This window comes from Streptomyces sp. NPDC001410 (assembly GCF_042895235.1).
Lineage (GTDB): Bacteria > Actinomycetota > Actinomycetes > Streptomycetales > Streptomycetaceae > Streptomyces.
The window spans coordinates 18381-44112 of sequence record NZ_JBIAWE010000033.1 but is presented as its reverse complement, the minus strand read 5'-3'; the positions used below and the strand labels follow the sequence as shown (position 1 = coordinate 44112).

The 25732-nt window shown below is 71.0% G+C and carries 22 protein-coding genes, 4 pseudogenes and 1 riboswitch; of the genes and pseudogenes, 15 read left to right on the top strand and 11 right to left on the bottom strand.

The genetic code is table 11. The annotated features are described in order from the left end of the window. Positions 1-59: 59 nt before the first annotated feature. The 3 genes from ACFY3C_RS43635 (at position 60) to ACFY3C_RS43625 (ending at position 2930) form a co-directional block, all read left to right on the top strand. Entirely contained in the window at positions 60-533 is a 474-nt protein-coding gene (locus tag ACFY3C_RS43635; RefSeq protein WP_026253112.1) for a bifunctional nuclease family protein, read from the top strand. Between the two features lie 205 nt (positions 534-738). Then, complete coding sequence (locus tag ACFY3C_RS43630) at positions 739-1419, top strand: MerR family transcriptional regulator (protein ID WP_390774871.1); 681 nt, start codon at positions 739-741, stop codon at positions 1417-1419. 53 nt (positions 1420-1472) lie between these two features. Continuing rightward, positions 1473-2930 carry a DNA polymerase IV gene (locus ACFY3C_RS43625; RefSeq protein WP_390774870.1) on the top strand — a complete coding sequence of 486 codons (1458 nt, stop codon included), beginning with the start codon at positions 1473-1475 and terminating at the stop codon, positions 2928-2930. On the opposite strand, the gene ACFY3C_RS43620 is transcribed toward ACFY3C_RS43625, so the two are convergent. After that, a complete protein-coding gene (locus ACFY3C_RS43620) occupies positions 2852-3223 on the bottom strand; it encodes a PRC-barrel domain-containing protein (RefSeq protein ID WP_386579652.1) in 372 nt (123 codons plus the stop codon). The genes ACFY3C_RS43625 and ACFY3C_RS43620 overlap by 79 nt on opposite strands. A gap of 119 nt (positions 3224-3342) precedes the next feature. Beyond that, a riboswitch (glycine riboswitch) is annotated at positions 3343-3437 on the top strand. A gap of 172 nt (positions 3438-3609) precedes the next feature. On the opposite strand from ACFY3C_RS43620, the gene gcvP reads away from it, so the two are divergent. After that, positions 3610-6495: an aminomethyl-transferring glycine dehydrogenase gene (gene gcvP, locus ACFY3C_RS43615; RefSeq protein WP_390774869.1), complete on the top strand. Its 2886-nt coding sequence runs from the start codon at positions 3610-3612 to the stop codon at positions 6493-6495. A 51-nt stretch (positions 6496-6546) separates the two neighbouring features. Here gcvP and ACFY3C_RS43610 read toward each other — a convergent pair whose 3' ends face one another. Genes ACFY3C_RS43610 through modA form a run of 4 tightly spaced genes read right to left on the bottom strand, consistent with a single transcriptional unit; the run spans position 6547 to position 9826 of the window. After that, the gene (locus ACFY3C_RS43610; protein ID WP_390774868.1) at positions 6547-6966 is read right to left on the bottom strand and encodes a molybdopterin-binding protein; all 420 of its coding nucleotides are present in this window, start codon (positions 6964-6966) and stop codon (positions 6547-6549) included. Between the two features lie 28 nt (positions 6967-6994). Then, positions 6995-8083 carry an ABC transporter ATP-binding protein gene (locus ACFY3C_RS43605; RefSeq protein ID WP_390774881.1) on the bottom strand — a complete coding sequence of 363 codons (1089 nt, stop codon included), beginning with the start codon at positions 8081-8083 and terminating at the stop codon, positions 6995-6997. A gap of 52 nt (positions 8084-8135) precedes the next feature. Next, positions 8136-9002, bottom strand: a complete 867-nt coding sequence (modB, locus tag ACFY3C_RS43600) for a molybdate ABC transporter permease subunit (protein WP_386579659.1) — start codon at positions 9000-9002, stop codon at positions 8136-8138. Beyond that, complete coding sequence (gene modA, locus ACFY3C_RS43595) at positions 8999-9826, bottom strand: molybdate ABC transporter substrate-binding protein (RefSeq protein WP_390774867.1); 828 nt, start codon at positions 9824-9826, stop codon at positions 8999-9001. The genes modB and modA overlap by 4 nt, the downstream gene beginning before the upstream one ends. A 204-nt stretch (positions 9827-10030) precedes the next feature. Here modA and ACFY3C_RS43590 point away from each other — a divergent pair, with 204 nt between their 5' ends. Beyond that, positions 10031-10519, top strand: coding sequence for a molybdopterin-dependent oxidoreductase (locus ACFY3C_RS43590; RefSeq protein WP_390774866.1), 489 nt, complete (start codon positions 10031-10033; stop codon positions 10517-10519). Further along, a pseudogene (locus ACFY3C_RS43585) lies at positions 10516-11079 on the top strand (PucR family transcriptional regulator); the annotation flags it as partial. The gene ACFY3C_RS43590 and the pseudogene ACFY3C_RS43585, both read left to right, overlap by 4 nt. 68 nt (positions 11080-11147) lie before the next feature. Here the strand turns inward: ACFY3C_RS43585 and ACFY3C_RS43580 are convergent. Next, a complete protein-coding gene (locus tag ACFY3C_RS43580) occupies positions 11148-11543 on the bottom strand; it encodes a molybdopterin-binding protein (RefSeq protein WP_386579665.1) in 396 nt (131 codons plus the stop codon). Between the two features lie 131 nt (positions 11544-11674). Here ACFY3C_RS43580 and ACFY3C_RS43575 point away from each other — a divergent pair, with 131 nt between their 5' ends. Then, positions 11675-12271 (top strand): DUF1707 domain-containing protein, encoded by a 597-nt coding sequence (locus tag ACFY3C_RS43575; RefSeq protein ID WP_390774865.1) that lies wholly within the window; start codon positions 11675-11677, stop codon positions 12269-12271. A gap of 77 nt (positions 12272-12348) precedes the next feature. Here the strand turns inward: ACFY3C_RS43575 and ACFY3C_RS43570 are convergent, their stop codons facing one another. The 3 genes from ACFY3C_RS43570 to ACFY3C_RS43560 all read right to left on the bottom strand — a co-directional run bounded on the left by ACFY3C_RS43570 (position 12349) and on the right by ACFY3C_RS43560 (position 15839). Next, positions 12349-14295 (bottom strand): amino acid transporter, encoded by a 1947-nt coding sequence (locus ACFY3C_RS43570; RefSeq protein ID WP_390774864.1) that lies wholly within the window; start codon positions 14293-14295, stop codon positions 12349-12351. 339 nt (positions 14296-14634) lie between these two features. Continuing rightward, positions 14635-15192 (bottom strand): hypothetical protein, encoded by a 558-nt coding sequence (locus tag ACFY3C_RS43565; RefSeq protein ID WP_390774863.1) that lies wholly within the window; start codon positions 15190-15192, stop codon positions 14635-14637. A gap of 116 nt (positions 15193-15308) precedes the next feature. Further along, positions 15309-15839, bottom strand: coding sequence for a universal stress protein (locus tag ACFY3C_RS43560; protein ID WP_390774862.1), 531 nt, complete (start codon positions 15837-15839; stop codon positions 15309-15311). A gap of 317 nt (positions 15840-16156) precedes the next feature. On the opposite strand from ACFY3C_RS43560, the gene ACFY3C_RS43555 reads away from it, so the two are divergent. The 7 genes and pseudogenes from ACFY3C_RS43555 to ACFY3C_RS43525 all read left to right on the top strand — a co-directional run. Further along, entirely contained in the window at positions 16157-16507 is a 351-nt protein-coding gene (locus tag ACFY3C_RS43555) for an SAV_915 family protein (RefSeq protein WP_390774861.1), read from the top strand. Next, positions 16504-16884, top strand: a pseudogene (locus ACFY3C_RS43550) (diaminopimelate decarboxylase); the annotation flags it as partial. The gene ACFY3C_RS43555 and the pseudogene ACFY3C_RS43550, both read left to right, overlap by 4 nt. A gap of 257 nt (positions 16885-17141) precedes the next feature. After that, positions 17142-18635, top strand: a pseudogene (locus tag ACFY3C_RS43545) (glycoside hydrolase family 43 protein). A gap of 168 nt (positions 18636-18803) precedes the next feature. Further along, a complete protein-coding gene (locus ACFY3C_RS43540) occupies positions 18804-20099 on the top strand; it encodes an extracellular solute-binding protein (RefSeq protein ID WP_390774880.1) in 1296 nt (431 codons plus the stop codon). Between the two features lie 6 nt (positions 20100-20105). After that, a complete protein-coding gene (locus ACFY3C_RS43535) occupies positions 20106-21104 on the top strand; it encodes a carbohydrate ABC transporter permease (RefSeq protein ID WP_390774860.1) in 999 nt (332 codons plus the stop codon). A 35-nt stretch (positions 21105-21139) separates the two neighbouring features. Then, entirely contained in the window at positions 21140-21928 is a 789-nt protein-coding gene (locus ACFY3C_RS43530) for a carbohydrate ABC transporter permease (protein WP_386579853.1), read from the top strand. Between the two features lie 76 nt (positions 21929-22004). After that, a pseudogene (locus ACFY3C_RS43525) lies at positions 22005-22274 on the top strand (endo-1,4-beta-xylanase); the annotation flags it as partial. A 143-nt stretch (positions 22275-22417) separates the two neighbouring features. Here ACFY3C_RS43525 and ACFY3C_RS43520 read toward each other — a convergent pair. After that, on the bottom strand, positions 22418-22624 hold the full coding sequence (locus ACFY3C_RS43520) for a DUF5999 family protein (RefSeq protein WP_041665012.1): 207 nt from the start codon (positions 22622-22624) through the stop codon (positions 22418-22420). 365 nt (positions 22625-22989) lie between these two features. Beyond that, positions 22990-23574 carry a hypothetical protein gene (locus tag ACFY3C_RS43515; RefSeq protein ID WP_389186358.1) on the bottom strand — a complete coding sequence of 195 codons (585 nt, stop codon included), beginning with the start codon at positions 23572-23574 and terminating at the stop codon, positions 22990-22992. A gap of 569 nt (positions 23575-24143) precedes the next feature. Here ACFY3C_RS43515 and ACFY3C_RS43510 point away from each other — a divergent pair. Next, complete coding sequence (locus ACFY3C_RS43510) at positions 24144-25661, top strand: glutamate--cysteine ligase (protein WP_386579677.1); 1518 nt, start codon at positions 24144-24146, stop codon at positions 25659-25661. The last annotated feature ends 71 nt before the right edge of the window (positions 25662-25732 follow it).

Below are 25732 nucleotides of genomic sequence, written 5' to 3'. Positions count from 1 at the left end.
CGGGCACCTGTTCCCGGCCCGACTACCCAAACGTCCCGGGCACGGCCTAGGGTTGCTGTGTGAACGAGCTCGATGTCGTAGGTGTCCGGGTGGAAATGCCCTCCAACCAACCGATCGTGCTCCTGCGCGAAGTGGGGGGCGACCGTTACCTCCCCATCTGGATCGGGCCGGGGGAGGCGACGGCGATCGCCTTCGCCCAACAGGGCATGGCCCCCGCGCGACCGCTGACCCACGACCTGTTCAAGGACGTGCTGGAGGCCGTCGGCCAGGAGCTGACCGAAGTACGCATCACGGATCTGCGTGAGGGCGTCTTCTACGCGGAGCTGGTCTTCGCCAGCGGGGTCGAGGTGAGCGCCCGTCCTTCGGACGCCATAGCGCTCGCACTGCGCACCGGAACGCCGATCTACGGCAGTGACACGGTGCTGGACGACGCCGGCATCGCGATCCCGGACGAGCAGGAGGACGAGGTGGAGAAGTTCCGCGAGTTCCTCGACCAGATCTCGCCCGAGGACTTCGGCACCAGCAGCCAGTGAGGCAGGGGTGCGGTGGCAATTGCCACCGGCCATTGAGAGCGTCCTACGGCCCCCCGCCGGAGCATTCGGCTAGCCTTTCCCCGCGGTGGGGCACGGGAAACCACTCCTAGGGTGATTATCACTCGGCGTGCCGAGTGTGGCGATCGTTGACGCACCCCTGGTGACTGCCTACCGTCGAGAAGGCAGGTCAAGGACGGAGGTCGGCGTGAGAGCCAGCGGCGACGGTACGGCTGGGGGTGCCCCCGGACGACTCGGGGAGAGCGGTCCGTACCCTCCCCCGAGTTCTCAGCTGCGTTCGGACCGGGGGTACCCCCAGCCCGGCAGCGTGGTCGACCACGCCTCACAGCGACCGACGGTGGTGCCCGACGGCGGAGGGGCGGCGTCCATGGCGTCCGAAGAGATCGGCTATCGCGGGCCCACCGCCTGCGCGGCCGCCGGAATCACCTATCGGCAGCTCGACTACTGGGCCCGCACCGGCCTCGTCGAGCCGAGTGTGCGGCCCGCGTACGGCTCGGGTACGCAGCGTCTGTACAGCTTCCGGGACGTCGTCGTCCTGAAGATCGTCAAGCGGTTCCTGGACACCGGTGTCTCGCTGCAGAACATCCGTACGGCTGTCCAGCACCTCCGGGAACGCGGTTTCCGCGATCTGGAGCGCATGACGCTCATGAGCGACGGCGCCACGGTCTACGAGTGCACCTCGTCCGACGAGGTCCACGCCCTGCTCCAGGGCGGTCAGGGCATCTTCGGCATCGCCGTCGGCGTGGTCTGGCGGGACGTGGAAAGCGCGCTCTCCCAGTTGCACGGCGAGCGCATCGACACCGGGGAGACCCTGGTCGGGCACAACCCGGCGGACGAGCTGGCCAGGCGTCGCAACCGGGCGGTCTGACGGCGGCCCCTCGGGGGCCCGCGTTGTCAGTGGCGTGGTGCAGCATCGGAGATGTGAGAAACGCGCCCACGATCCTGCATCTCGACATGGATGCCTTCTTCGCCTCGGTGGAGCAGGCATCCAAGCCGAGCCTGCGCGGGAAGGCCGTCGTCGTGGGCGGACTCGGACCGCGCGGGGTGGTGGCGACCGCGTCGTACGAGGCCCGGGTCTTCGGGGTCCACTCGGCGATGCCGATGGCCCAGGCGCGCAGGCTGGCGCCGAACGCCGCGTACCTCGTGCCGCGCTTCGCCCTGTACAAGTCGGTCAGCGAGCAGGTGATGGCGCTGCTGCGGGCGCTGTCGCCGCTGGTGGAGCCGCTGAGCCTGGACGAGGCGTTCGTCGATCTGGAGGCCGCGGGAGCGGCCTGGGACGAGGCGTCGGCGCGGCTGGCGGGGGCGAAGCTGCGCGCGGACATCCGGACGGTCACGGGGCTGACCGGGTCGGTGGGGCTGGCCGCCTCCAAGATGCTCGCGAAGATCGCCTCGGAGCAGGCCAAGCCCGACGGACTCGTGCTGATCGAGCCCGGGACCGAGCGGGCGCTGCTGGGCCCCATGTCGGTGCGGACGCTGCCCGGGGTCGGGCCGGCGACCGGGGACCATCTGCGGCGGGCCGGGATCACCACCGTCGAGGAGCTGGCCGAGGCGGGGGAGGACGAACTCGTACGGCTGGTCGGCAAGGCGCACGGGCACGCGCTGTACGCCATGGCGCTGGCGCACGACGACCGGCCCGTGGTGGCCGAGCGCGAGACCAAGTCGGTGTCGGTCGAGGACACCTATGACGTGGACATCCATGACCGGCTGCGGGTCGGGATCGAGGTGCAGCGGCTCGCCGACCGGTGCGTGGGGCGGCTGCGCGGGGCCGGGCTGTCCGGGCGGACCATCGTGCTGAAGGTGCGGCGGTACGACTTCTCGACCCTGACCCGCTCCGAGACGCTCCGTGGGCCCACCGACGATCCGGCGGTGATCCGCGAGGCTGCCGCGCGGCTGCTGGAGTCCGTGGACACCACGGGCGGGGTACGGCTGCTGGGCGTGGGCGTCTCGGGGCTCGCCGACTACACCCAGGAGGACCTGTTCGCGCAGGCCGCGGCGGGCGAGCGGGACGCCGCCGCGGCCGTGGAGACGTCGGAGGAGGTCGTGCCCGACGCCGTGGAGGAGCGCATGGAGCCCGCCGAGCGGCAGTGGCGGGCCGGGTACGACGTGCGGCATGCCGAGTACGGGCACGGCTGGGTGCAGGGCAGTGGCCTCGGGCGGGTCACTGTGCGCTTCGAGACACCGCAGTCCGAGCCGGGGCGGGTGCGTACGTTTTTTGTCGACGATCCCGCGCTGGAGCCGGCCGAGCCGTTGCCGTTGGTCGTGGAAACCGACGTGGCTCACCGGCCCGTCCCGGCCGAGGATCAGACCTCCTCCGTGCCCGCCAGCTTGCCGAAGTCGTGGTCCGGTACCGAAGGAGGTGCGGCCGCGTCGAGGCCGTAGTGGTGGTAGAGCTGGAGTTCCTGTTCGGGGGAGAGGTGGCGGCCCACGCCGAAGTCGGGGGCGTCCTTGATGAGCGCGCGGTCGAAGGGGACCCGGAGGGCGCCCTCCACCAGTTCGCTGGGCTCCAGGGGGACGAAGGCGTCCCGGGAGAACAGACCGGTGCGTATGGCCGCCCACTCCGGCACGCCCGTGGCGTCGTCGAGGTACACCTCGTCGATGGTGCCGATCTTGGTGCCATTGCGGTCGAACGCCTTGCGGCCGATCAGGTTGCGCGGATCGATGTCGGTCTGCACGGGCCCTCTCCCTCCACTTGGTCGCAACTCATCCGTAAGCACTACAAAAGAGCACATTCAAGGAGGCGGCCACTCGAGGGCCCAGGCGTTGACCTCGCTGGTACGCTGACAGCGGCTGCTGACCCCGTGCGGGAGAGTCCTCCGACCACGTCGGAGGCGCCGAAGGAGCAAATCCTCCCCGGAATCTCTCAGGCTCACGTACCGCACGGACGAGGTCACTCTGGAAAGCAGGGCGAGTGTCGACGGCTCCCGCCCTCACCGACGGTGAAAGCCGGGACCCTCGGGTGCCCGGTGAAGCTCTCAGGTTTTGATGACAGAGGGGGAGGCCGTCGGGGCAACCGCCGTGGTGCCCCTCGAAGGTCGCGTCAGACCAGGAGGCCTCCGCAATGACCGCCCATCGCACTCCGCTCTCCGAGCTCGAAGCGGGCATCCCCTTCGAGCAGCGCCACATCGGGCCCGACCAGGAGGCGCGGGCCAAGATGCTCGCGCACGTCGGTTACGGCTCGCTCGACGAGCTGACCGCCGCCGCGGTGCCGGATGTGATCAAGAACGCCGAGGCGCTCGATCTGCCGGGTGCCCGTACCGAGGCCGAGGTGCTCGCCGAGCTCCGCTCGCTCGCCGACCGCAACCAGGTGCTCGGCTCGATGATCGGGCTCGGGTACTACGGGACCTTCACGCCGCCCGTCATCCTGCGCAACGTCATGGAGAACCCGGCCTGGTACACGGCCTACACGCCGTACCAGCCGGAGATCTCGCAGGGCCGCCTGGAGGCGCTGCTGAACTTCCAGACGATGGTCGCCGACCTGACCGGCCTGCCGACCTCCGGCGCCTCTCTCCTGGACGAGGGCACGGCCGCCGCCGAGGCGATGGCGCTGTCCCGGCGCATGGGCAAGAACAAGAAGGGCCTGTTCCTGGTCGACGCGGACGCGCTGCCGCAGACCATCGCCGTCATCGAGACGCGTGCCGAGCCGACCGGTGTCGAGGTCGTCGTCGCCGACCTGAGCGACGGCATCCCGGCCGACGTCGCCGCGCGCGAGATCAACGGCGTGCTGATCCAGTACCCGGGCGCCTCCGGTGCCGTACGCGACATCAAGCCGGTCATCGACCAGGCGCACGAGCTGGGCGCCCTCGTCACCGTCTCCGCCGACCTGCTGGCCCTCACCCTGCTGACCTCTCCGGGCGAGCTGGGTGCGGACATCGCCGTCGGCACGACCCAGCGCTTCGGTGTGCCGATGGGCTTCGGCGGGCCGCACGCGGGCTACATGGCGGTGCACGAGAAGTTCGCGCGCAGCCTGCCCGGCCGTCTGGTCGGCGTCTCCGTCGACGCCGACGGGAACAAGGCGTACCGCCTCGCGCTGCAGACCCGTGAGCAGCACATCCGCCGCGAGAAGGCCACGAGCAACATCTGCACCGCGCAGGTGCTGCTCGCCGTGATGGCCGGTATGTACGCCGTCTACCACGGCCCCGAGGGGCTGCGTGCCATCGCCCGCCGCACCCACCGCTACGCCACGATCCTCGCCGAGGGCCTGAAGGCCGGCGGTGTCGAGATCGTCCACGGCGCCTACTTCGACACCCTCACCGCGCGGGTGCCCGGCAAGGCCGCCGAGGTGGTCGCCGCCGCCCTGGAGAACGGGGTCAACCTGCGTCTCGTGGATGCCGACCACGTCTCCCTCGCCTGCGACGAGACCAGCAACCGGGCCCAGCTGGCCGCCGTCTGGTCCGCCTTCGGTGTCGAGGGCGACATCGAGGCGCTGGACGTGACGGCCACGGACGCCGTGCCCCAGGCGCTGCTGCGATCCGACGACTTCCTGACCCACCCGGTCTTCCACGAGCACCGCTCCGAGACCGCCATGCTGCGCTACCTGCGCAAGCTGGCCGACCGCGACTACGCGCTCGACCGCGGCATGATCCCGCTGGGCTCCTGCACCATGAAGCTCAACGCGACCACCGAGATGGAGCCGGTCACCTGGCCCGAGTTCGGCGAGCTGCACCCCTTCGCGCCCGCCGAGCAGGCCGAGGGCTTCCTCACGCTCATCCGGGAGCTGGAGGAGCGTCTCGCCGAGGTCACCGGCTACGACAAGGTCTCGCTCCAGCCGAACGCCGGTTCGCAGGGCGAGCTGGCCGGTCTGCTGGCCGTCCGCGGCTACCACCGGGCCAACGGCGACGAGCAGCGCACCGTCTGCCTGATCCCGTCCTCCGCGCACGGCACCAACGCCGCCAGCGCCGCGATGGCCGGCATGAAGGTCGTCGTCGTGAAGACCGCCGAGGACGGCGAGATCGACGTCGAGGACCTGCGGGCCAAGATCGAGCAGTACCGCGACGAGCTGGCGGTCCTGATGATCACCTACCCGTCCACGCACGGTGTGTTCGAGGAGCACGTCGCCGACATCTGCGCCCAGGTGCACGAGGCCGGCGGCCAGGTCTACGTCGACGGCGCCAACCTCAACGCCCTGGTCGGCCTCGCCAAGCCGGGCCACTTCGGCGGCGACGTCTCGCACCTGAACCTGCACAAGACCTTCTGCATCCCGCACGGTGGCGGCGGCCCCGGCGTCGGCCCGGTCGCGGTCCGCTCGCACCTGGCGCCGCACCTGCCCAACCACCCGATGCAGCCGACGGCCGGCCCGGAGACGGGCGTCGGCCCGATCTCTGCGGCGCCCTGGGGCAGCGCGGGCATCCTGCCGATCTCGTGGGCGTACGTCCGCCTGATGGGCGGCGAGGGCCTCAAGCGCGCAACCCAGGTGGCCGTGCTCTCCGCGAACTACGTCGCCAAGCGCCTGGAGCCGCACTACCCGGTGCTCTACACCGGCCCCGGCAACCTGGTCGCGCACGAGTGCATCATCGACCTGCGCCCGCTGACCAAGGCGACCGGCGTGAGCGTGGACGACGTGGCCAAGCGCCTGATCGACTACGGCTTCCACGCGCCGACCATGTCCTTCCCGGTGTCCGGCACGCTGATGATCGAGCCGACCGAGTCCGAGGACCTGGCCGAGCTGGACCGGTTCTGCGACGCGATGATCGCCATCCGCGCGGAGATCGAGAAGGTCGGCTCCGGCGAGTGGCCCGCGCAGGACAACCCGCTGGCGAACGCCCCGCACACCGCGTCCGCGCTCGGTGGCGAGTGGACGCACGCCTACAGCCGCGAGGACGCCGTCTTCCCGGCCGGTGTCTCGGCCGCCGACAAGTACTGGCCGCCGGTGCGCCGCATCGACAACGCCTTCGGTGACCGCAACCTGGTCTGCTCCTGCCCGCCGCTGGACGCCTACGAGGACTGAGCGATCCCCTGGTCAGAGCCCCGCCCGTGGTCGGGCGGGGCTCTGCCGTCCTCACACCGAGGCCAGCGCCACCTCGGTCGCCTTGATCAGGGCGATCACATCGGAACCGACGAAGAGGCCGAGGTCTTCGACCGCCTCCTTGGTGATCACGGCCGTGAGTTCGCCGCCGGGCACCGAGACCTTCACGGAGGCCACGGCTCCGCCGAGGGCGATCTGGACGATCGCGCCGGGGAGCTGGTTGCGGATCGAGAGGCCTTCGAACCGGCCCGTGGCGAGTGAGATCTCCGTCGACTTCACCAGTGAGAGGACGCGGGAGTCCGGGGCGAGGCCGAGCTGCTCCACGGCCTCCCGCGTGATGGCCGCCATGAGCTCCTGCCCGCCGTCCAGGCGGATCTTGACCGTGGCCATGACCTCGCCGGGGTGGACCTCGGTGACGGTGCCGGGGAGCTGGTTGCGGATGCTCAGTGTCATGGGCACCCACAGTAGGGCGCGCGCCCGTTCAGGCAGGGTATGCGTGCGTCTGCGTCGCTTTGACCGTCGCCCAGACAGCTGCGCCGGGATGCAGGTCCAGCTCGGCCGCGGCGACCGTGGTGAGGTCGGCGGCGAGGGGGAGTTCGCCGGTGAGGTCGGCGCGGATCTGGTCGCCGTGCGTCTCCAGACCGGCGACCTCGCAACGCCACAGGTTGCGGGCGCTGGCGCCGGTCGGCCGGTCCCGGAAGAGGGTGACGGCGACCGGCGGGAACGCCACGAAGACCGGCCCGGACAGCACCTCCGTGGTCGTGATCGAGGGCCCCGCGTCGAGCCGTACCGTGTGCCCCTCGGCCCGCCCCCGGTAGAGGTTGAGGCCGACCAGCTGCGCGATGTAGTCGGTGCGCGGATGGCGGGCGATGTCGGCCGGGGTGCCCTCCTGGACGACCCGGCCGTGCTCGACGACCACCAGCCGGTCCGCGAGCACCATGGCGTCCAGCGGATCGTGCGTGACGAGGACGGCGACCGCCTCGAACTCGGCCAGGTGACGGCGGAGCTGGGCGCGGACCTCCAGGCGGGTACGGGCGTCCAGGGCCGCCAGCGGCTCGTCCAGGAGCAGCAGCCGGGGCCGGGTGGCCAGGGCGCGGGCCAGCGCGACGCGCTGGGCCTGGCCGCCGGAGAGCCTGCGGGGCTTGGCGCCGGCGCGGTCGGCGAGGCCCATGCGGTCCAGCCAGGCGGCGGCCTGGGCCCGCGCCTCGGCCTTGGAGACGCCCTGGCAGCGCGGTCCGAAGGCCACGTTGTCCAGGGCGGACAGGTGCGGGAAGAGCAGGTAGTCCTGGAAGACGACACCGACCGGGCGGGACTCGGGCGGAGTGCCGTCCAGGGAGGTGCCGTCCAGTCGCAGATGGCCGTCGGTGATCGGGACCAGACCGGCGAGGGCGCGCAGGGCGGTGGTCTTGCCGACGCCGTTCGGGCCGAGCAGCGCGACGACGTCCCCGGGGGCGGCGGTCAGCGCCACGTCGAGCCGGAAGGAGCCCCGCTCGACGACGAGCCGGGCGTCGAGCCCCTGCTCGCCCACCACCTCGAGGCCGGCCTTGTCGGGGGCGTCGATGTCGGTCATGAAGAGGGCGTCCTTCGTCGGCACACGCACAGCGTCGTCTCCCATCCTCCCGTCACCTCCCGGTCCCCGTCAGCCAGCGGTCCCGCAGCCCCGCAAGGACCGCGACGGACACGGCCAGCAGCACCAGGCTGAGGGCGATGGCCGCCTCGGGGTCGTTCTGCAGGGCGAGGTAGACCGCGAGGGGCATGGTCTGGGTGCGGCCGGGGAAGTTGCCCGCGAAGGTGATCGTCGCGCCGAACTCGCCGAGCGCGCGGGCCCAGGCCAGCACCGCGCCCGCGGCGATGCCGGGGGCGATCAGTGGCAGGGTGACCCGGCGGAACGCGGTGAAGCGGGACGCGCCGAGCGTGGTGGCCGCCTCCTCGAAGCGCGGGTCGGCGGCCCGCAGGGTGCCCTCGACGCTGATGACCAGGAACGGCATCGCGACGAACGCCTCCGCGATCACGACGCCGGTGGTGGTGAACGGGAGGGTGATCCCGAACCAGGAGTCGAGCCACTTGCCGATGACGCCGTTGCGGCCCAGGGCGAGCAGCAGGGCCACACCGCCGACCACCGGCGGAAGCACCAGCGGGAGGGTCACCAGGGCGCGGACGAGACCGCGGCCCGGGAACTCCGTACGGGCCAGCAGCCAGGCCAGCGGCACCCCCAGCACCAGGCTCACGGCCGTCGCCGCCGTCGCGGTGACCAGGGACAGCTGGAGCGCCTGCCACACCTCTGCGCTGGTCAGCTGCTGCGGCAGGCTCCGCCAGGGAGCCCGTACGAGCAGCGCGATCAGTGGCAGCAGCAGGAACGCCAGAGCCACCACGCCCGGCACCAGCAGCGGCAACGGCACCCCGCGTCGGCCCCCCGTGCCGACGCGGCGGCGCCGCGGCCCACCCGTGCGGGGGCCGGTCGCGGCGCCGGGCTTGTCGAGCGAGGTCACGGCTTGAGGAACCCGGCCTGGCTCAGGACCTGCTGGCCCTCGGCGGACTGCACCAGCTCGATGAACGCCTTGGCCGCGGCGGCGTTGTCGGCGTTCTTCAGCAGGGCGATCGGGTAGTCGTTGACGGCCTTGGCGGACTCGGGGAACTCCACGCCCTCCACCTTGTCACCCGCGGCCTTCACATCGGTCCTGTAGACGACGGCCGCGTCGGCCTCCTTCAGCTCGACCTTCGTCAGGGCGGCCTTGACGTCCTGCTCGTAGGAGACCGGGGTCAGTTTCAGCTCGCCGGCGTCCAGGGCCTTCTGCGCGGCGGCGCCGCACGGCACGGTCTTGTCGCACAGGACGACCTTCAGACCGGCCTTGGTGAGGTCCTTCAGCGAGGCCACCTTGCCGGGGTTGCCCGGCAGGGTGGCGATCTCCAGCTGGTTGCGGACGAAGGTGGCCGGGGTGCCGACCGCGTCCTGCTTGTCCGTCACGATCGCCATGGTCTTGGGGCTGGCGGCGGCGAAGACGTCTGCCGGGGCGCCACTGGTGATGCTCGCGGCGAGGGTGTCACTGCCGCCGAAGTTGAAGTTGACGGTGGTGCCGGGGTGGGCCTTCTCGAACTCCTTGCCCAGGGCCGTGAAGCTCTCCTTGAGGGAGGCGGCCGCGAACACGGTGACCTTCCCGGAGAGCTTCGGGGAGGCGGAGGACGACGAGTCCGACGCCTTCGACTTGGCCGACGAGTCGTCGGACGAGGAGGAGCAGGCGCTCAGTGCCATCAGGGCAGCGGCTCCCGCACCGGCCAGTTGCAGCATCCGGGTCCGGCGCACGGAACGGGTCATCACGGATCTACTCCTCGGGTTCTGTGGAACAACGTCGCGCCCTGGCACGGCCGGTCGATCGGCCATGCGGCGATGATACTGCCGCATCTGCCAGGTGTAAGTCTCCTGTCGCATTGCATGAGCTGCGAAGTTGTGACTTGGGGCTGGCATGTGCGTTTGTACGGTGCTCAGCCTGGGGTACGGTCCTGCGGGAGGTGGTCGCAGGTGTTGCTCGCCGAACTCGCCCTGACCGGCGATCTCGTACGACCGGCCCGGCTGACCGTGCCGGACCTGCTCGGCTGGGCGCAGCACGTGGCGGACGTCAGCTTCGAGTGCGCCACCAGCGGCATCCAGCACCACCGGTTCGCCGGTCCGCGCCTGTACGACGTGCTCGCCGACGCCGGACCCGACTTCGACCGGGCCCGGCGCAAGGACCGGCTGCGCTTCCTCATCGCCGTCACCGGCACCGACGGCCACCACGCCCTGCTGTCCTGGGCCGAGATCGACCCCGACTTCGCCCACGCCCCCGTGCTGCTCGCCGTCACCGTCGACGGCAGCCCGCTGGACGCGGCCGGCCCCCAGCTGGTGCTGCCGCAGGACCGCTGCGGGGCCCGGCACATCAGCGGGATCACGGCGATCCGGGTGGACGGGGGCTACGGCTTCGACGGCCCAGTGCCGGCCACACCTGGTCGCGCGTCAGCGGCAGCTCCGTGAACCGCTCGCCGGTCGCGTCCCGTACGGCGTTGGCCAGGGCGGGGGCGACCGGCCAAGGGTGCAACGCACGGGGCCGCGGATGCCGTGGTGGGAGTCTCGATCGTGGGGCGGCTGGCGGACGGGTGTGCCTTTGCGGTTCTGTCCGGTGTCTGCGACGGCGTCCTGGGCGAGGTCTGGTCGCCGGCTGTGCGCCCGAGGTGGCCCTGCACGGCGGCACCGGGGCGCCAGCGGACGGTCCCGAGGGGCTGGGCGGGGCGCTGGCGCAGGCCCGGTACGCGCTCACCTCGGCCCGGACCACGGCGCCGGACGCCTCCCTCCTCGCCGACGCGAGCGCCCTGACGACCCTCCACGCCCTGCTCACCGGTGTGCCGGCCGAGGTGCGCGCCGCCTACAGCCATGCGGTCCTCGGTCCGCTGCTGGAGTCCGACCGCACCGCCACCGCCGTACTGCTGAGCACGCTGGAGACGTTCCTCGCCTGCGACGGGTCCTGGGCGCGTACGGCCAAGGCGCTGCATCTGCACGTCAACACCGTGCACTACCGGATCCAGCGCATCGAGCACTTCACCGGACGCGACCTGTCCCTGCTGAGCGACCGGCTCGACCTGTGGGCGGCGCTCCTGTGCCGGTCTCAGACGCGGTCGATGTGCACGTTCGTGGACTTCACGCGCGCGGTGGCCTCCATGCCGACCTCCAGGCCCAGTTCCTCCACGGCCTCCCGGGTCAGCAGGGAGACCAGGCGGTGCGGGCCCGCCTGGATCTCCACCTGGGCGGCGACGTCGCCGAGCTTGATGGCGGTGACGATGCCCGGGAAGGCGTTGCGGACCGAGGTGTAGGAGGTGTCCTCCTCACCGCCGCCCGCCCTGGCCAGCTCGACCGAGAACGCGGCGAGATCCTTGCCGTCGATGAGCCGTCGCCCGGCCTCGTCGCGATGGGTGGCCACCCGGCCGGCGTCGGCCCAGCGGCGGGCGGTGTCGGGGCTCACGCCGAGCAGCCGTGCGGCCTGGCCGATCGTGTAGGACTGCATGCCGGTCACGATAGGGCCACGACGTGGGAACCGTGGACGTGGGGTTGGCCGTTGGGCATAACGCGATATAGCGTTAGTGCGTGGAGTCGGCAGTGGGTCCCCTGTAGGGGCGTCTGAATCGGGGTGAGGGTATGTCGGCCGAGCTGGTGCCCACGGATGTGCCGTCCGGGTTGCGGGCCTCGCACGCGGACCGGGACCGTGTGGTGGACGTCCTGACGGCTGCCGCAGGGGACGGCAGGCTCACCGCCGAGGAACACGACGAGCGGGTGGGGGCGGCCCTGTCGGCGCGCACGCTCGGGGAGCTGGCGGAGCTGACGGGCGATCTGCCGGACGCCCCAGGGGCGGCGCCGGTCAAGGACGTCGTCCGCATCGAGCAGCAGTTCTCGTCGGCCACGCGCGGCGACGGATGGTCCGTGCCGCGCCGGATGGAGATCGACTCGGAGTGGGGCGACGTGACCGTCGACTTCACCCGGGCGGAGATCTCTCATGACACCCTCCGCATCGACCTGGACCTGCGCGGCGGCACCCTGCGGCTGATCACCCGGCCCGGCGTCGTCGTGGACACCGACTCCCTGGTGATCGACTACGGCACGGCCAAGGTGCGGCCGGCCGGGCAGCCCGGGACACCGGTCGTGCTGCGCGTGGAGATACACGGGCGGCTGAGCATGGGCCGGCTGGAGGCGCGGCCGCCGCGGCGGCTGTTCGGCAGGAAGACGGCGACGGCCTGAGGCGCGTGCCGTCTTCCCGGCCCGGTACGACTGCCGTCTCCCTGACCCGAGGGATCTGACGTGACCGCGGGTGTGCCTCAGCCGGTGTGGACGCGCGGGCGACGGGCGCGGTCCGGTTCCGCCTCGCGCAGCACCTCACGGGTGACCGGGGCGACCTCGCCCTGCCCGAAGAGGAAGAAGCGCAGGAAGTTGGCGAACGGGTTGCCCTCGGTCCACTCGAAGTAGATGTGCGGGGTGCAGCCCGTCATGTCCCGGACGTGGAGGAGCATCGCGGCGAGGGCGTTGGGGATGGAGGAGGACTCCAGGGTCAGGATGCGGTAGCGGTTGTGCAGGACCTCGCCACGCACGGTCAGGCCCGCCTCGAACTCGGAGGGGTCGGTGACCGTGACCTCCACGAAGACGAAGTCCTCCTGCTCGGGCATCTCGTTGTCGGCCCGGATCTGCTCGATCTTGTCGCGGTACTCGGCCTTGTCGCGCCGGTCGGGCTCGTTGGCGATGAACCGGATCTTGCGGCTGGCCATGTCCCGGACGAATCGTTCCGCCATCGGGTCCATGGACACGTGCGTCACGCGCAGCTCGAAGGCGCGGGCCAGTCGGGAGGCCAGCGAGATCAGGATGATGCCGACGATGAAGCAGGCACCGATCTTCACACCGTCCGGGCGCTCGACGACGTTCGCAGCGGTCACATAAAGGAGGACGGCCGAGACGACCACGAAGCCGATGGTCCAGCCGCGCTGCGCGGCCCGGCGGGAAGCGATGGTCACCGCGATCGCCGCGGAGGACATGAGGACCAGCACGCCGGTGGCGTACGCGCCGCCCTGCGCGTCGACGTTGGCGTCGAAGATCCAGGTCACCAGGAAGGCGACGAGCGTGAAGACGATCACCATCGGGCGCACCGCCCGGGCCCAGTGCGGGGCCATGCCGTAACGGGGCAGGTAGCGCGGCATCAGGTTCAGCAGCCCGGCCATGGCGGAGGCGCCGGCGAACCACAGGATGGCGATCGTCGACACGTCGTAGACCGTGCCGAAGGCGTTGCCCAGGTACTCGTGCGCGAGGTAGGCCAGCGCGCGGCCGTTGGCCTGACCACCGGACTTGAACTCGTCCGCCGGGATGAGCACCGTCGTGATGAAGCTCGTGGCGATCAGGAAGACGCTCATGATCAGCGCTGCGGCCGTCAGCAGCTTCTTGGTGTCCCGGATCCGGCCGGCGGGCCGCTCCTCGGTGTCGCCCTCGTCGCCTTGGACGTGCGGCATGACGGCGACGCCGGTCTCGAAGCCCGACAGGCCGAGGGCGAGCTTCGGGAAGACCAGCAGGGACACGCCGATCATGGCGAAGATGTTGCCGTGCTCGGTGGTCAGGGCGCTGGTCCAGTCGGTGACCACGTGGCCGGCGGTGAGGACGTGCCACAGGCCGACGACCACGACCACGGCGTTCAGTCCGAGATAGACCACCACCAGGGCGACCGCGACGCCGATCGCCTCCAGGAAGCCCTTGAGGAACACGGCGCCGAGCAGCGCGACCAACAGCAGGGTGATGAGCATCTGCTGGCCGTGCAGCGTGCTCTGCAGGTGCGGGTTCTCGATGAGGTGCGTGGAGGCGTCCGCGGCGGAGAGGGTGATGGTGATCAGGAAGTCGGTGGCCGCGAAGCCCAGCAGGGTCAGGACGAAGAGCTTGCCCTTCCAGAAGGACAGCAGTCGCTCCAGCATGGCGATGGAGCCTTCGCCGTGCGGGCTCTCCTCTGCGACCCGGCGGTACACAGGAAGTGCACCCGCCAGGGTGACTATGACGAGCACGATGGTCGCGATGGGCGAGAGCAGACCGGCCGCCAGTGCCGCGATACCCGGCTGGTAGCCGAGGGTCGAGAAGTAGTCGACACCGGTCAGGCACATCACCCGGTACCAGCGCTGGCCCTTGTGCGCGGGCTCCGGCTGGGCTTCGGGGCGGGCGTGCTTGCCCATGTCGGACAGCCCCTCCAGCATCCAGGTGCGCAGGCGACTGGGAGGAGGGTGCTCGGTCGTGGCCATCGGCGTGCTCCTGGTGTGCGGCTCAGCTGATTCCGGCCATCACGCGGACGGCGGCACCAGCGTAAGCAGAGAGTGACGCCTGGGCCCACGGATCCGGGGCCTGGAGGCGTCAATCTTGCGTTAAGAAAGACCCGACGGGAGGAGGTGACACGTCAAGAAGCGGAGGCCCGCAGGCCGACGGCACGCGTTGCACTGTATGGGGGAGGAACGGCCGTGACCTCCGGGTCGGACACCCAGCGTCATCTCGTACGACACCTCCATGCTGCCCCGCGGACAGCGGAAGCGCAGCCGCAGCGAGTGGGCGTACCCGCGGTGGGCCGGCACCCCTCGACGCCTTCGCTACTCCAGGCCCGACGCCTTGAACACCATCAGTGCCGTCTCCCCGTCGATGCGTTCGGCCAGCTGGTGCAGGGCCGTCGTGCCGGAGCGGAGGGTGCCGGAGGTCTCCGAGGTGTGGGCCGCCTCGGTCAGACGGAGCCAGAGGTCGGGATTGCGCAGGAGCACCGCGGGGTCGATCTCGACGCGGGCGCCGAGGGTGTCGCGCAGGACCAGGCGCTTCGCGACGCCGTCCAGCGGGCGTACTGCGACCAGCCGGTCGGTGCGGACCCGGCGGGTGCGCAGCATGCGGCGGGAGGCCAGCCAGCCCTCGCCGGCCGAGACGCGGGCGGGGAAGAGGACGAGGAACAGGAGCAGGGCCAGGGAGATCCACAGGGCCGAGCGCCACCAGGTGAGGGTGCCCGCCGCCAGGTCGACGAGCAGCAGCATGCCCAGCAGCACGGCCGCGCAGCGGGCCGAGCTGTACAGGTCCGAGGTCCACTGGCGGTCGTACACCACGGCACCGGTGTTGTGCGGGTGCGGGACCGTCACCTCGGAGCGGGTGTCGTCGCGGTGCTCCATGAGTTCGACGGTAGGGAGCGGAGAGCCTGGTGGGGCAGGGCCGTGCCGGATGTTGACGGGACCCTGACGGCCCGGCGGTGTGTCTTGACGCGCCCATTGACGCGTGCGCAGCGCCCTCACAGGCCCCGGGTGTCCATGCGCAGATGCCAGGCGTTGCGGCGGTGGACGGACACCAGGTCGGACTCCAGCGGCGACGGCGGTACCGCGAGGACCGGGCAGTCGGCGTGTGCGAGGCAGTGCCGGGAGACGCGGCCCGAGAAGGCGCGCTGCAGGCCGCGCCGGCCGGCGCCCACGACCAGTACGTCGTCGTCGCGGTCGGCGGTCGCCACCAGCGCCCTGCCCGGAGTGCCACGGACGATCACGGCGTGCATCGGCACCCCCGGCCCGTCCTCCCCGAAGATCTCCTCGAGCACGGAGGCCAGCCGCTGTTTGGCCAGCCGCTGCCACTGCTCGACCAGCAGACCGGTGGCGGGGGAGCGGCGCGCGGCGGGATCGCCGCCGGGCGGCTCCCAGGCCAGCACCGGCCAAAGCTCCGCACCCAGTCGCCGGGCCAGCGCCGCGGCCCGGCGCAGGGCCGTGACGCTGCCCAGGGAACCACTCACCCCGACCACCACGCGGGCGGCCGCCGAGGCGTCGTAACCGGACATGGCTCCACCGTTCCTCACGCATGCCCGCGGGCGACCCCCGCGGGTGGGCCCGCGTACAGGGCTTCTCTTCCATCCCACTCCCGTACAGGCGATTCGACCAGCCGACGGGAGCCATTTCTGGCAGGTTCCTGACGGCTCCGGTACGTCCGGTGGCCGCGTCCGTCAGCAACCCGTCAGTGTCGGCCCGTTCGCCGTCAGTGTCGCGTCATGAGGGATCGGATCACCGGCCCGGCCGGGCATAGCGTCGGGGCAGCCCCGGTCCGCCTCCCCGCGTCCGGGGCGCTCAAGGCCAGCACGTTCCTCCCAGGAGGCAACCCATGCCCGAACTCGTCTGCGGCGGCGACCCGGAGCCTTCCGAACGCACCCCGGCCGGACCCCTGTTCGTCCCCGTCCGGCCGGGACCCGCAGGGTGCACGGCCCGCCTGTTCCGCACCCCCCTCCGCGGCCGCACGGCCGTCGCCTTCACGTCCGCCCGCCTCCTGGGCGACACGCTGGGCCCCGACCAGCCGTGGATCCGCCTCGCCGAGCCCGCGTTGCGCGCGCTGACCGCACCGCTCGGCGTCCCCGCCCTCACCGTGGACCCCACGTTCTCGGCCCCGGCCCCCGCCCCCGCCGCCCGGACGATCCCGCTCCCGGCCTTCCGGGTCACCGAGGGGAGCACCCGATGACCACCCTGCACGAAGCAGCCGCCCCCGCCGCCTTCGCCGGTCTGTCCGTCTGGCCCGCCTCGGCCACCGAGTCCCGCCCCGGCGACCTGGCCGTCGGCGGGGTCCCGCTCGCCGAGATCGCGGACCGGTTCGGTACCCCCGTCTACGTGCTCGACGAGGGCGAGGTGCGCGAGCGCTGCCGTACCTACCGGCAGGCCTTCCCCGAGGCCGAAGTCCTCCACGCGGCCAAGGCGTTCCTGTGCCGGGCCATGGTCCGCTGGACGGACGAGGAGGGCCTGGGCCTGGACGTCTGCTCGGCCGGTGAGCTGGAGCTGGCCTCCGCCTACAACCTGGTCGGCCGCCCGCCCGTGGTCGCCGTACACGTCGGCCGGGCCCGCCTGCTGGTCCGCCGAGAGTCGCTCGCCGACCTGCGCAGCCGCGACGTGGGCGTCTGACACCACCGCGTCCGACATCTGACGCCAGCTCGTCCGACGGCACTGTGCCGCGCACCGGACTCCCGGGCGGGCCGGTCTTCCCTCCCTCGCCGGCCGGCCCGCCCGGGCCTTGCAGTTGCTCCGTCCGCCTGAGCCCCACCGTAGGGCCCCAATAAGATTCGCCGCCAGGTTCGAAACTTTCGATCACCTGTGAGGCGTACATGCCGACGTACGACAACCCCGTCCTCCCCGGCTTCCATCCCGACCCGAGCGTGTGCCGCGTGGAGGACGACTACTACCTGGTGTGCTCCAGCTTCGAGTACTTCCCCGGTCTTCCGCTGTTCCACAGCCGGGACCTGGTGCACTGGCGTCAGATGGGCAACGTCCTCGACCGGCCCAGGCAGTTGGCGCTGCCCGACGACGTGCCGGCCTCCGGCGGCGGCTATGCGCCGACCATCCGGCACCACGACGGCCTCTTCCACGTCGTCACCACCTGCGTCGGCGCCGGCGGAACCTTCCGCGTCACCGCTGAACGCCCCGAGGGCCCCTGGTCGGACCCGGTCTGGATCGGCCTGCCCGGCATCGACCCCGACTTCGCCTGGGACGAGGACGGGCAGTGCTGGTGCGCGATGGCCGGGGTCACCGTGGCCCGCATCGATCCGCGGAGCGGGAAGGTGCTCGAAGGGCCGCTGCCGATGTGGTCCGGCACCGGTCTGCGGGACCCCGAGGCGCCGCACCTGTACCCGACGGCGACTGGTGGTACCTGCTGCTCGCCGAGGGCGGCACCGCGCTCGGCCACGGCGTCTCGGCCGCCCCCGCCCCCGCCCGCTCCCCGCGCGGCCCCTGGGAACCGGCGCCCGGCAATCCGCTGCTGTCCCACCGCGGCACCGGCCTGCCCGTCCAGTGCACCGGCCACGCCGACCTGGTCCAGGCGGCCGACGGCAGTTGGTGGATGGTGCTGCTCGGCACCCGGCCGCACCGCTGCTTCCCGGAGTTCCACGTCCTGGGCCGGGAGTCCTTCCTGGTGCCGGTGGAGTGGGTGGACGGCCGGCCCCGGGTGGGGCCGCTGCGGGAACGGCATCCGGCACCGGCCGCCTGGGCGCCCCTCCAACCGCCGCCCGTCCGGGACGACTTCACCGACCGAATCCTCGCACCGCACTGGATCTCCCCGCGCCGCCGGCCCGACGGCTGCTGGTCCCTGACCGAGCGGCCGGGCCGGCTGACTCTGACGGCCACCGGCGACAGCCTCGACCGGCCTGGACACCTTCGTCGGCCGCCGCCAGCAGCACCCCGACTGCCGGGCCGCCGTCCTGCTCGACCCCGGACCGGCGTCGCGCTCGGGGCTGTCCGTCCGGCTGGACGAGGCCCATCACTACGACCTCGAAGTGGGCGGGGGCGAAGCCGCCGTGGTCGTACGGATCGGGCCGGTGCGGCAGCGGATCGCCGCCCAACCGGTGCCCGCGGGCCCGGTCACCCTGGCCCTGGACATCCGTGCGACCCGGGCGCCCGCACCGATGAGCGGACCCGACAGCATCGCTTTCTCGATCGAAACTTCCGAGGGGATCGTTCGACTGGCCGAACTGGACGGCCGCTATCTCTCCACCGAGGTGGCCGGTGGCTTCACCGGACGTGTCCTCGGCATGTACGTCACCGAGGGGAGTGCGGCCTTCGACTGGTTCGACTACGAGTCCGCGACCTGCTGCACGACATCTTGACGCTCCCAACGCGCCTTCCTAGAGTCGCGGTTCGGAACGTTCGGGAATCTGAGCGAATGTTTCGGCCCACCGGGATGCGGTGAACGATCCGGCGGCATGCGGTGGGCCCCGCTTTCTCTTGTCGGGACCCTCTCCGAAGCAACTCCGAAAGTTTCGAAGGAGCGCATGATGGGCGACCCTGCACTGTCCCGCCGCGGCTTCCTGGCGGCCTCCGTCGCCGCCGGTCTCGGTGTGACCGCACTCAGCGGCTGCGGCGGCGACTCGGACGGAGGGTCGTCCTCGGGGACGACCACCATCGAGTGGTGGAACATCTCGACCACCGAGCCCACCAAGACCGTCTGGGCCGGCCTCGCCAAGCAGTTCGAGGCCAAGAACCCCAAGGTCAAGGTGAAGATCGTCCAGCTGGAGAACGACGCCTACAAGTCGAAGATGACGGCACTGACCGCCTCCGGGAAGCTGCCGGACATCTTCCATACCTGGGGCGGCGGCGTGCTGAAGCAGCAGGTCGACGCCGGCCTGGTCGAGGACCTCAGCGACCGCACCAAACCATGGGCCGACGGACTCCTGCCGGTGGCCCGGCAGCCGTACCTCCTCGACGACAAGCTGTACGGCATCCCGTTCGACATCGGCATGATCGGCTTCTGGTACAACAAGGCGCTCTTCAAGCAGGCCGGCATCAGCGCGCCCCCGACCACCTGGAGCGGCTTCCTCGACGCCGTACGCAAGCTGAAGGCCAAGGGCATCACCCCCCTCGCCCTCGCCGGCAAGGAGAAGTGGCCCGGCATGTACTACTGGGCCTACCTGGCGATGCGCACCGCCGGCGTCGACGCCCTGCAGAAGGCCGACGACGCCAAGGATTTCACCGGGTCCGGGTTCGTCGAGGCCGGGCAGCACCTCAAGGACCTGGTCCAGCTCCAGCCGTTCCAGAAGGGGTTCCTCGGGGCGGCCTACTCCACGCCCACCGGGCAGGCCGCCACCGTCGGCAACGGCAAGGCGGCCATGGAACTCATGGGCCAGTGGGCCCCGGTCGTGGAGGCCGACGCGGGCAAGGGCCTCGGCCCGAACCTCGGCTTCTTCCCGTTCCCCGAGGTCGAGGGCGGGAAGGGCGCCATCACCGAGGTGTTCGGCGGTGGCGGCGGGCACGCTCTGCGCAAGGGTGCCCCGCAGGCGGCCGTCGACTTCCTGAAGTTCTTCGCCTCGGCCAGCACGGACACCGAACTGGTCAAGAAGACCGGCACCCTTCCGGTGGTCCCGGCCGCCGAGAGCGCCATCTCCGACCCCAACACCCAGGCCGTACAGGCGCAGTTGAAGGGCGCCACCGGCTTCCAGCTCTACCTCGACCAGGCGTACGCGCCCGCCGTCGGCCAGGAGGTCAACGACAGCGTCGCCGCGCTCATCGCCGGCTCCAAGTCCCCCGAGCAGGCCGCGCAGTCGATCACCAAGACCGCGAAGGAAGAGCAGTAGCCGGCGATGACCTCCACCTTCCTCCCGGACAAGCGGTCGGGTCCCGACGTCGCCGTGCCGTCCCCGGCCGCCACCTCGGCCCGGGGGCGGACGCGGCGGCGCACCCAGAACTGGCTCACCGCGGTCGGCTTCCAGGTCCCCGCACTGGTCCTGTTCATCACGCTGGTGCTGCTGCCGATGCTGTTCGCGCTGTACGCCGCCTTCTTCCGCTGGGGCGGCTTCGGCATGCCCTCCGACTACACGGGCACGGACAACTTCACCCGGCTCTTCCAGGACCCGGTCTTCCTGGGCGACCTGTGGCGCTGCCTGGTCCTGGTCGTCCTGTCCCTCGTCCTGCAGCTGCCGTTCGCGCTCGCCATGGCCGTGGCTCTCAACCAGCGGCTGCGCGGACGGGCCGTGTACCGGATGCTGTTCTTCGCGCCGTACGTCCTGTCCGAGGCCATCACCGGCGTGCTGTTCAGCATGGTCTTCGCCCCGGGCGACGGCCTCGCCGACCATGTCCTCGGCAGCATCGGCCTGGACGGACTGGGCGGTGAGTGGTTCGCCGATCCGTCCTACGTCATGGCTACCCTGTTCCTGGTCATGACCTGGAAGTACTTCGGCTTCCACATGATGCTCTACCTGGCCGGACTCCAGGCCGTTCCGGCCGAGTTGACCGAGGCGGCACTGATCGACGGCGCGGGCCCCTGGCAGCGCTTTCGCAACGTCACCCTGCCGCTGCTCGCGCCCACCCTGCGCATCAGCGTCTTCCTGTCCGTCATCGGGTCCATCCAGCTGTTCGACCTGGTGTGGGTGGTCACCCAGGGCGGCCCCGACCACCACTCCGAGACGATGGCCGTGACCATGTTCCAGTTCGGCTTCAAGCGCTACCAGGTCGGCTACGCCAGCGCGATCAGCGTGGTCATGTTCGGCATCTGCCTCGTCTTCGCCCTCGCCTACCAGCGGTTCGTGCTCCGCCGCGACCTCGAAGGGGCCACCACGACGATGAGGGGAGACGGCTCGTGACCCGGAAGAGCGCACGCACCCTGCCGCTGCACCTGATGCTCGTGGCCGTCGGCGCGGTGATGGTCGTACCCCTGGTGTACGCCGTCCTCTCCGGCTTCAAGTCCACCGACGAGCTGTCCAGCAACCCGTTCGGACTGCCCGAGCACTGGCTGACCGGGAACTACAGCGGCATCCTCGGCTCGGGCGACTTCTGGCGGCTGGTCGGCAACAGCACGCTGATCGCGGTGGGCACGACCGTGCTCGTGGTGGCCGTGTCCGCGCTCGCAGCCTTCTCCTTCGCCCGGTTCGCCTTCCGCGGGCGGGAGGTGCTGTTCACCGTGTTCACGATGGGGCTGATGTTCCCCTTCGCGGTGGCCGCCCTGCCGCTGTTCCTGCTGCTGCGCTCTCTGGACCTGCTGGACAACCCGCTGGGCGTGATCCTTCCGCAGGCCGCCTTCGGGCTGCCGATGACGATCATCATCCTGCGCGGCTTCTTCCGGGACATCCCCGGTGAGCTGGAGGAGGCGGCCACCCTCGACGGCTGCAGCTCGTTCGGGTTCTTCTGGCGCGTGCTGCTGCCCATGGCGCGGCCCGCGCTCGGCACCGTCTCCGTCCTCGCCGTCGTCACCAGCTGGAACAACTTCTTCCTGCCGCTGCTGGTGTTCACCGACTCCAAGTGGTGGACCCTGCCCATCGGCGTCCAGCAGTTCCAGGGCCAGTACTCCTCGGACTACGCCCGCGTCTTCGCCTACCTCGTGCTCGCCATGGTCCCCGCCCTCGCCTTCTACTCGGTCGCCGAGCGCCAGCTCGTCGGCGGCCTCACCGCCGGCGCCACCAAGGGCTGATCACTCCGGCTGATCACGCCGGCCGAGCACACCCTTCGAGAGACAGGAGTCGCACCATGCCCAAGAAGAGCACGCGTCTCAGACTCACCTCCGCCGCTTCTCCCGCCTCGGCCTCGACACCGCCCTCACCGAGGTCGACGTACGAATGCAACTGCCCGCGACCGCGCAGAAGCTCGCCGAGCAGGCGGACCGGTACCGGGACCTGACCGCGGCCTGCCTGGCCGTGCGCCGCTGCGTGGGCGTGACGATCTGGGACCACACCGACAAGTACTCCTGGACACCGGCCTTCTTCCCGGGCGAGGGTGCGGCCCTGCCCTGGGACGAGCAGCTGAACCCCAAGCCGGCCTGCACCTGCGGGAGGCGCTGCGGTAGCGCTCGGCTACGGACCGTAGCCACCCCCGGACACACGTCGGGGCCGGTGCGCACCGTGAGCGTGCGGCCGGCCCCTTGGGGTCACCGGGCGGTGCGGCGGACCGCCCGGGGTGCTGCTCAGGCGGCGGTCATCACCTGTTCCGCACCGAGCGGGCGGTGCGGGGCGATGACACGGCCGTCGGGCAGCAGCTCACCGGTGTCCTCGAAGAGCAGGACGCCGTTGCACAGCAGGCTCCACCCTTGCTCCGGGTGGTGCGCCACGAGGCGGGCGGACTCCCGGTCGGCGGACTCGGCTGGCGGACACGGTGGCTGGTGCTGGCACATGGGTGGGATCTCTCGCTCGGTCTTGGTCATCTTCGTCCCCCGTGGTGATAGTCGGTCGGAACCCAGTGTTGCCCTCTGGGCGTCATTCCGCAGGGATTTCGCAGCACCGCTTCTCACAGGTTCATGACGCGTCACCCACGTGGACGGTTCATTCCAACTGCACTGTCCCTTTGGGTGGTTCGGGGTGGCCGGTTAGGACTAGTCCGTACGCAAGAGAGCCTTTTTCGGCTCGTCGGAGCAGGTAATTGCTCGTACGAGCGCATTCTATTCCCGTGGGGCGCCGCAGCCCCGGAAAAGTATTCACATCCCGGCAAAAACAGTCGTACCCCGCTTCCCTTCCGGGCAGCGGGGTACGCGGGCGTCGTTCAGGCGGGTGAGCCGAGCAGCGGGACGGGAGTCGCCCGATGGGTCAGCACCGGCAGCAGCTCGGCGACCCGGCAGGGCCGGTGCGCCGATATGCCGGGCGGCGCCGGGGCCAGCGGTATCAGCAGGTCGGTGGCGGCCGGATGACCCTCGGCGGCCTCGGCGGCGACCTCGCCGTGCAGCCACAGGGTGAGCATGTACAGGCCGGGCACGGACAGCAGACGCGGCTGGTACGGCTGCGGCAGCGCCTCGGCCTGCTGCAGGGCTCGCTCGGTGGAGACGATGTAGGGGCCCTCGAAGAAGTGCGAGAAGGCCCAGCCGTCCGGGGTGAGCATGGTGTCGGCCGCGGCCACCGAGCGGTCGCCGCAACGTATCAGGAAGCGCCACCCGGCCAGCCGGGTCGCGGACAGGCCCTGCGCGGTGATCCGGTCCAACACGTGCACGGGAAGAGGCAGTTCGGGCGTCGCGGGACCCTGCGCGGCACGCAGGGAGGGAGTTCGGGCCTCACGGACCGCGGTGGGGGAACCGAGGGCCGTGAGGACGGAGCGCAGGGCGGGCGCGGGTGCAAGGGGGACATGCAGCGGCATGGTGGGTCGCCTCTCGTTCGACAGGCGCGGCGGCGCGAGGGAGGGTGGGGCGGACGGCGCTGTCTGCTCACAGGTGGCCTGAGAGGTGGGGGCCCGGATCGGTGAACGAGGGTGCGGCTGAAGCCTGCCGCCCGTCACTTCGGCGGCAGGAATCATGACGGGAACCGGGACCGCGGGCACCAACCTTAGGCCTTGTTCGCAAGGTTATACGACACGTGTTCAGACGATGTTTCGTCTACCGGATTCCGGTTGGCCCGGCAAGGGGTCATTCAGCCGATGGTTCGCGTAAATCATCCCGATTTCCGGTCCGGGAAGGCGCTGCTGACCTCGGAATACACCGCGATCGCGGTCGGCCGAATGTCGTCGGCGTTTTTCACGAGGCGGGCTGGGAACCCGAAGATGCGTACTGCGGCATGCCCCGTGAATGTGCCGCGGGGAACATTCGACAGAGTAGCGGGTGTCGGGCCCGCACGGGACGTTATCGATCGCTTCGGCTGGGCATCATCCCACCTGACCCGGGACCCCGGCGGCCGGATCTGCGGCCCGCCCATCCGAGGAGGGACACTTCGATGGGGGAGAAGGTCGTGGCAGGGCAGTTCGACCTGTCCGATCGCCAGCGCTACCGCGAAAAGCTCCAAAAGTGTCTGGCGGGACTGGAGCGGCTGCTGGTCGAGAAGCGGTTCGACCGCCCGAAGAACCTCATGGGTGTGGAGATCGAGTTGAATCTCGCCGGCCCCGACGGCATGCCGAAAATGCTGAACGGGCAGGTGCTGGAGCGCATCGCGAGCCGCGATTTCCAAACAGAACTCGCCAGGTTCAACCTGGAGGTGAACATCGCCCCACACCGGTTGGGCGGCCGCGTATTCGACCGGCTCGCCGAGGAACTGCGCACCTCCCTGGCGTATGCCGACCGGAAGGCCGGCGAGGTGGACGCCGGGATCGTGATGATCGGCATTCTGCCCACGCTCGAGCCCGACGACGTGGTCTCCGCCAACCTCTCCGAGGCGGATCGCTACACCCTGCTCAACGACCAGATCGTGGCCGCCCGCGGCGAGGACTTCGTCCTCGACATCGAGGGGGTGGAGCACCTGACGCGCACCTCCAAGTCCATCGCCCCCGAGGCCGCGTGCACGTCCGTGCAGCTGCACCTCCAGGTCACGCCGGCCCGCTTCGCCGACGTGTGGAACGCGGCGCAGGTGGCGTCGGCCGCGCAGATCGCCGTCGGCGCCAACTCGCCCTTCCTGTTCGGGCACGAGCTGTGGCGCGAGTCCCGGGTGCCGCTGTTCCTGCAGGCCACCGACACCCGCCCGCCGGAACTCCAGGCCCAGGGGGTGCGGCCGCGCATCTGGTTCGGCGAACGGTGGATCTCCTCCGTGTACGACCTGTTCGAGGAGAACCTGCGCTTCTTCCCGCCCCTGCTGCCGATCTGCGACGCCGAGGAGCCGCTGGAGGTCCTGGACGCCGGCGGCGTACCCCGGCTCGCCGAACTCGTCCTGCACAACGGCACGATCTACCGCTGGAACCGGCCCGTCTACGACATCGCGAACGGCGTGCCGCACCTGCGCGTGGAGAACCGGGTGCTGCCGGCCGGGCCGACCGTCACCGACGTGATCGCCAACGCGGCGTTCTACTACGGCCTGGTGCGCGCCCTCGCCGAGGAGTCCCGGCCGATGTGGACCCGGATTCCCTTCGCGGTGGCCGAGGCCAACTTCGACGCGGCGTGCCGGTACGGCATCGACGCGCGCTTCGTGTGGCCGCGGCGGGGACGCTACGGCGGCACCGGCGAGGTCGACGCGGTCACCCTGGTCCGCGACGAGCTGCTGCCGCTGGCCGCGGCGGGACTGGACGCGTGGGGCCTGGAAGCAGCCGACCGGGACTTCTACCTGGGCGTCATCGAGGAGCGGTGCCGGCGCCGGGTCAACGGGGCGTCCTGGCAGGCGGCCACCTTCCACCGGGCTCTGGAACAGGGACTCGGCCGTGAGGCGGCCCTCGCCGCGACGACCCGGCGCTATGCCGACCTGATGCACGCGGGGGAGCCGGTGCACACCTGGCCCGTCGGGTTGCCCGAGCCGGTGCCGCTCGGCTGAGCGCCCTCGGTCCACCGGGGAAGCCCTGCCCGGGCACGCACTCCACAGGTCGATCCGGCATGCTGTGACCT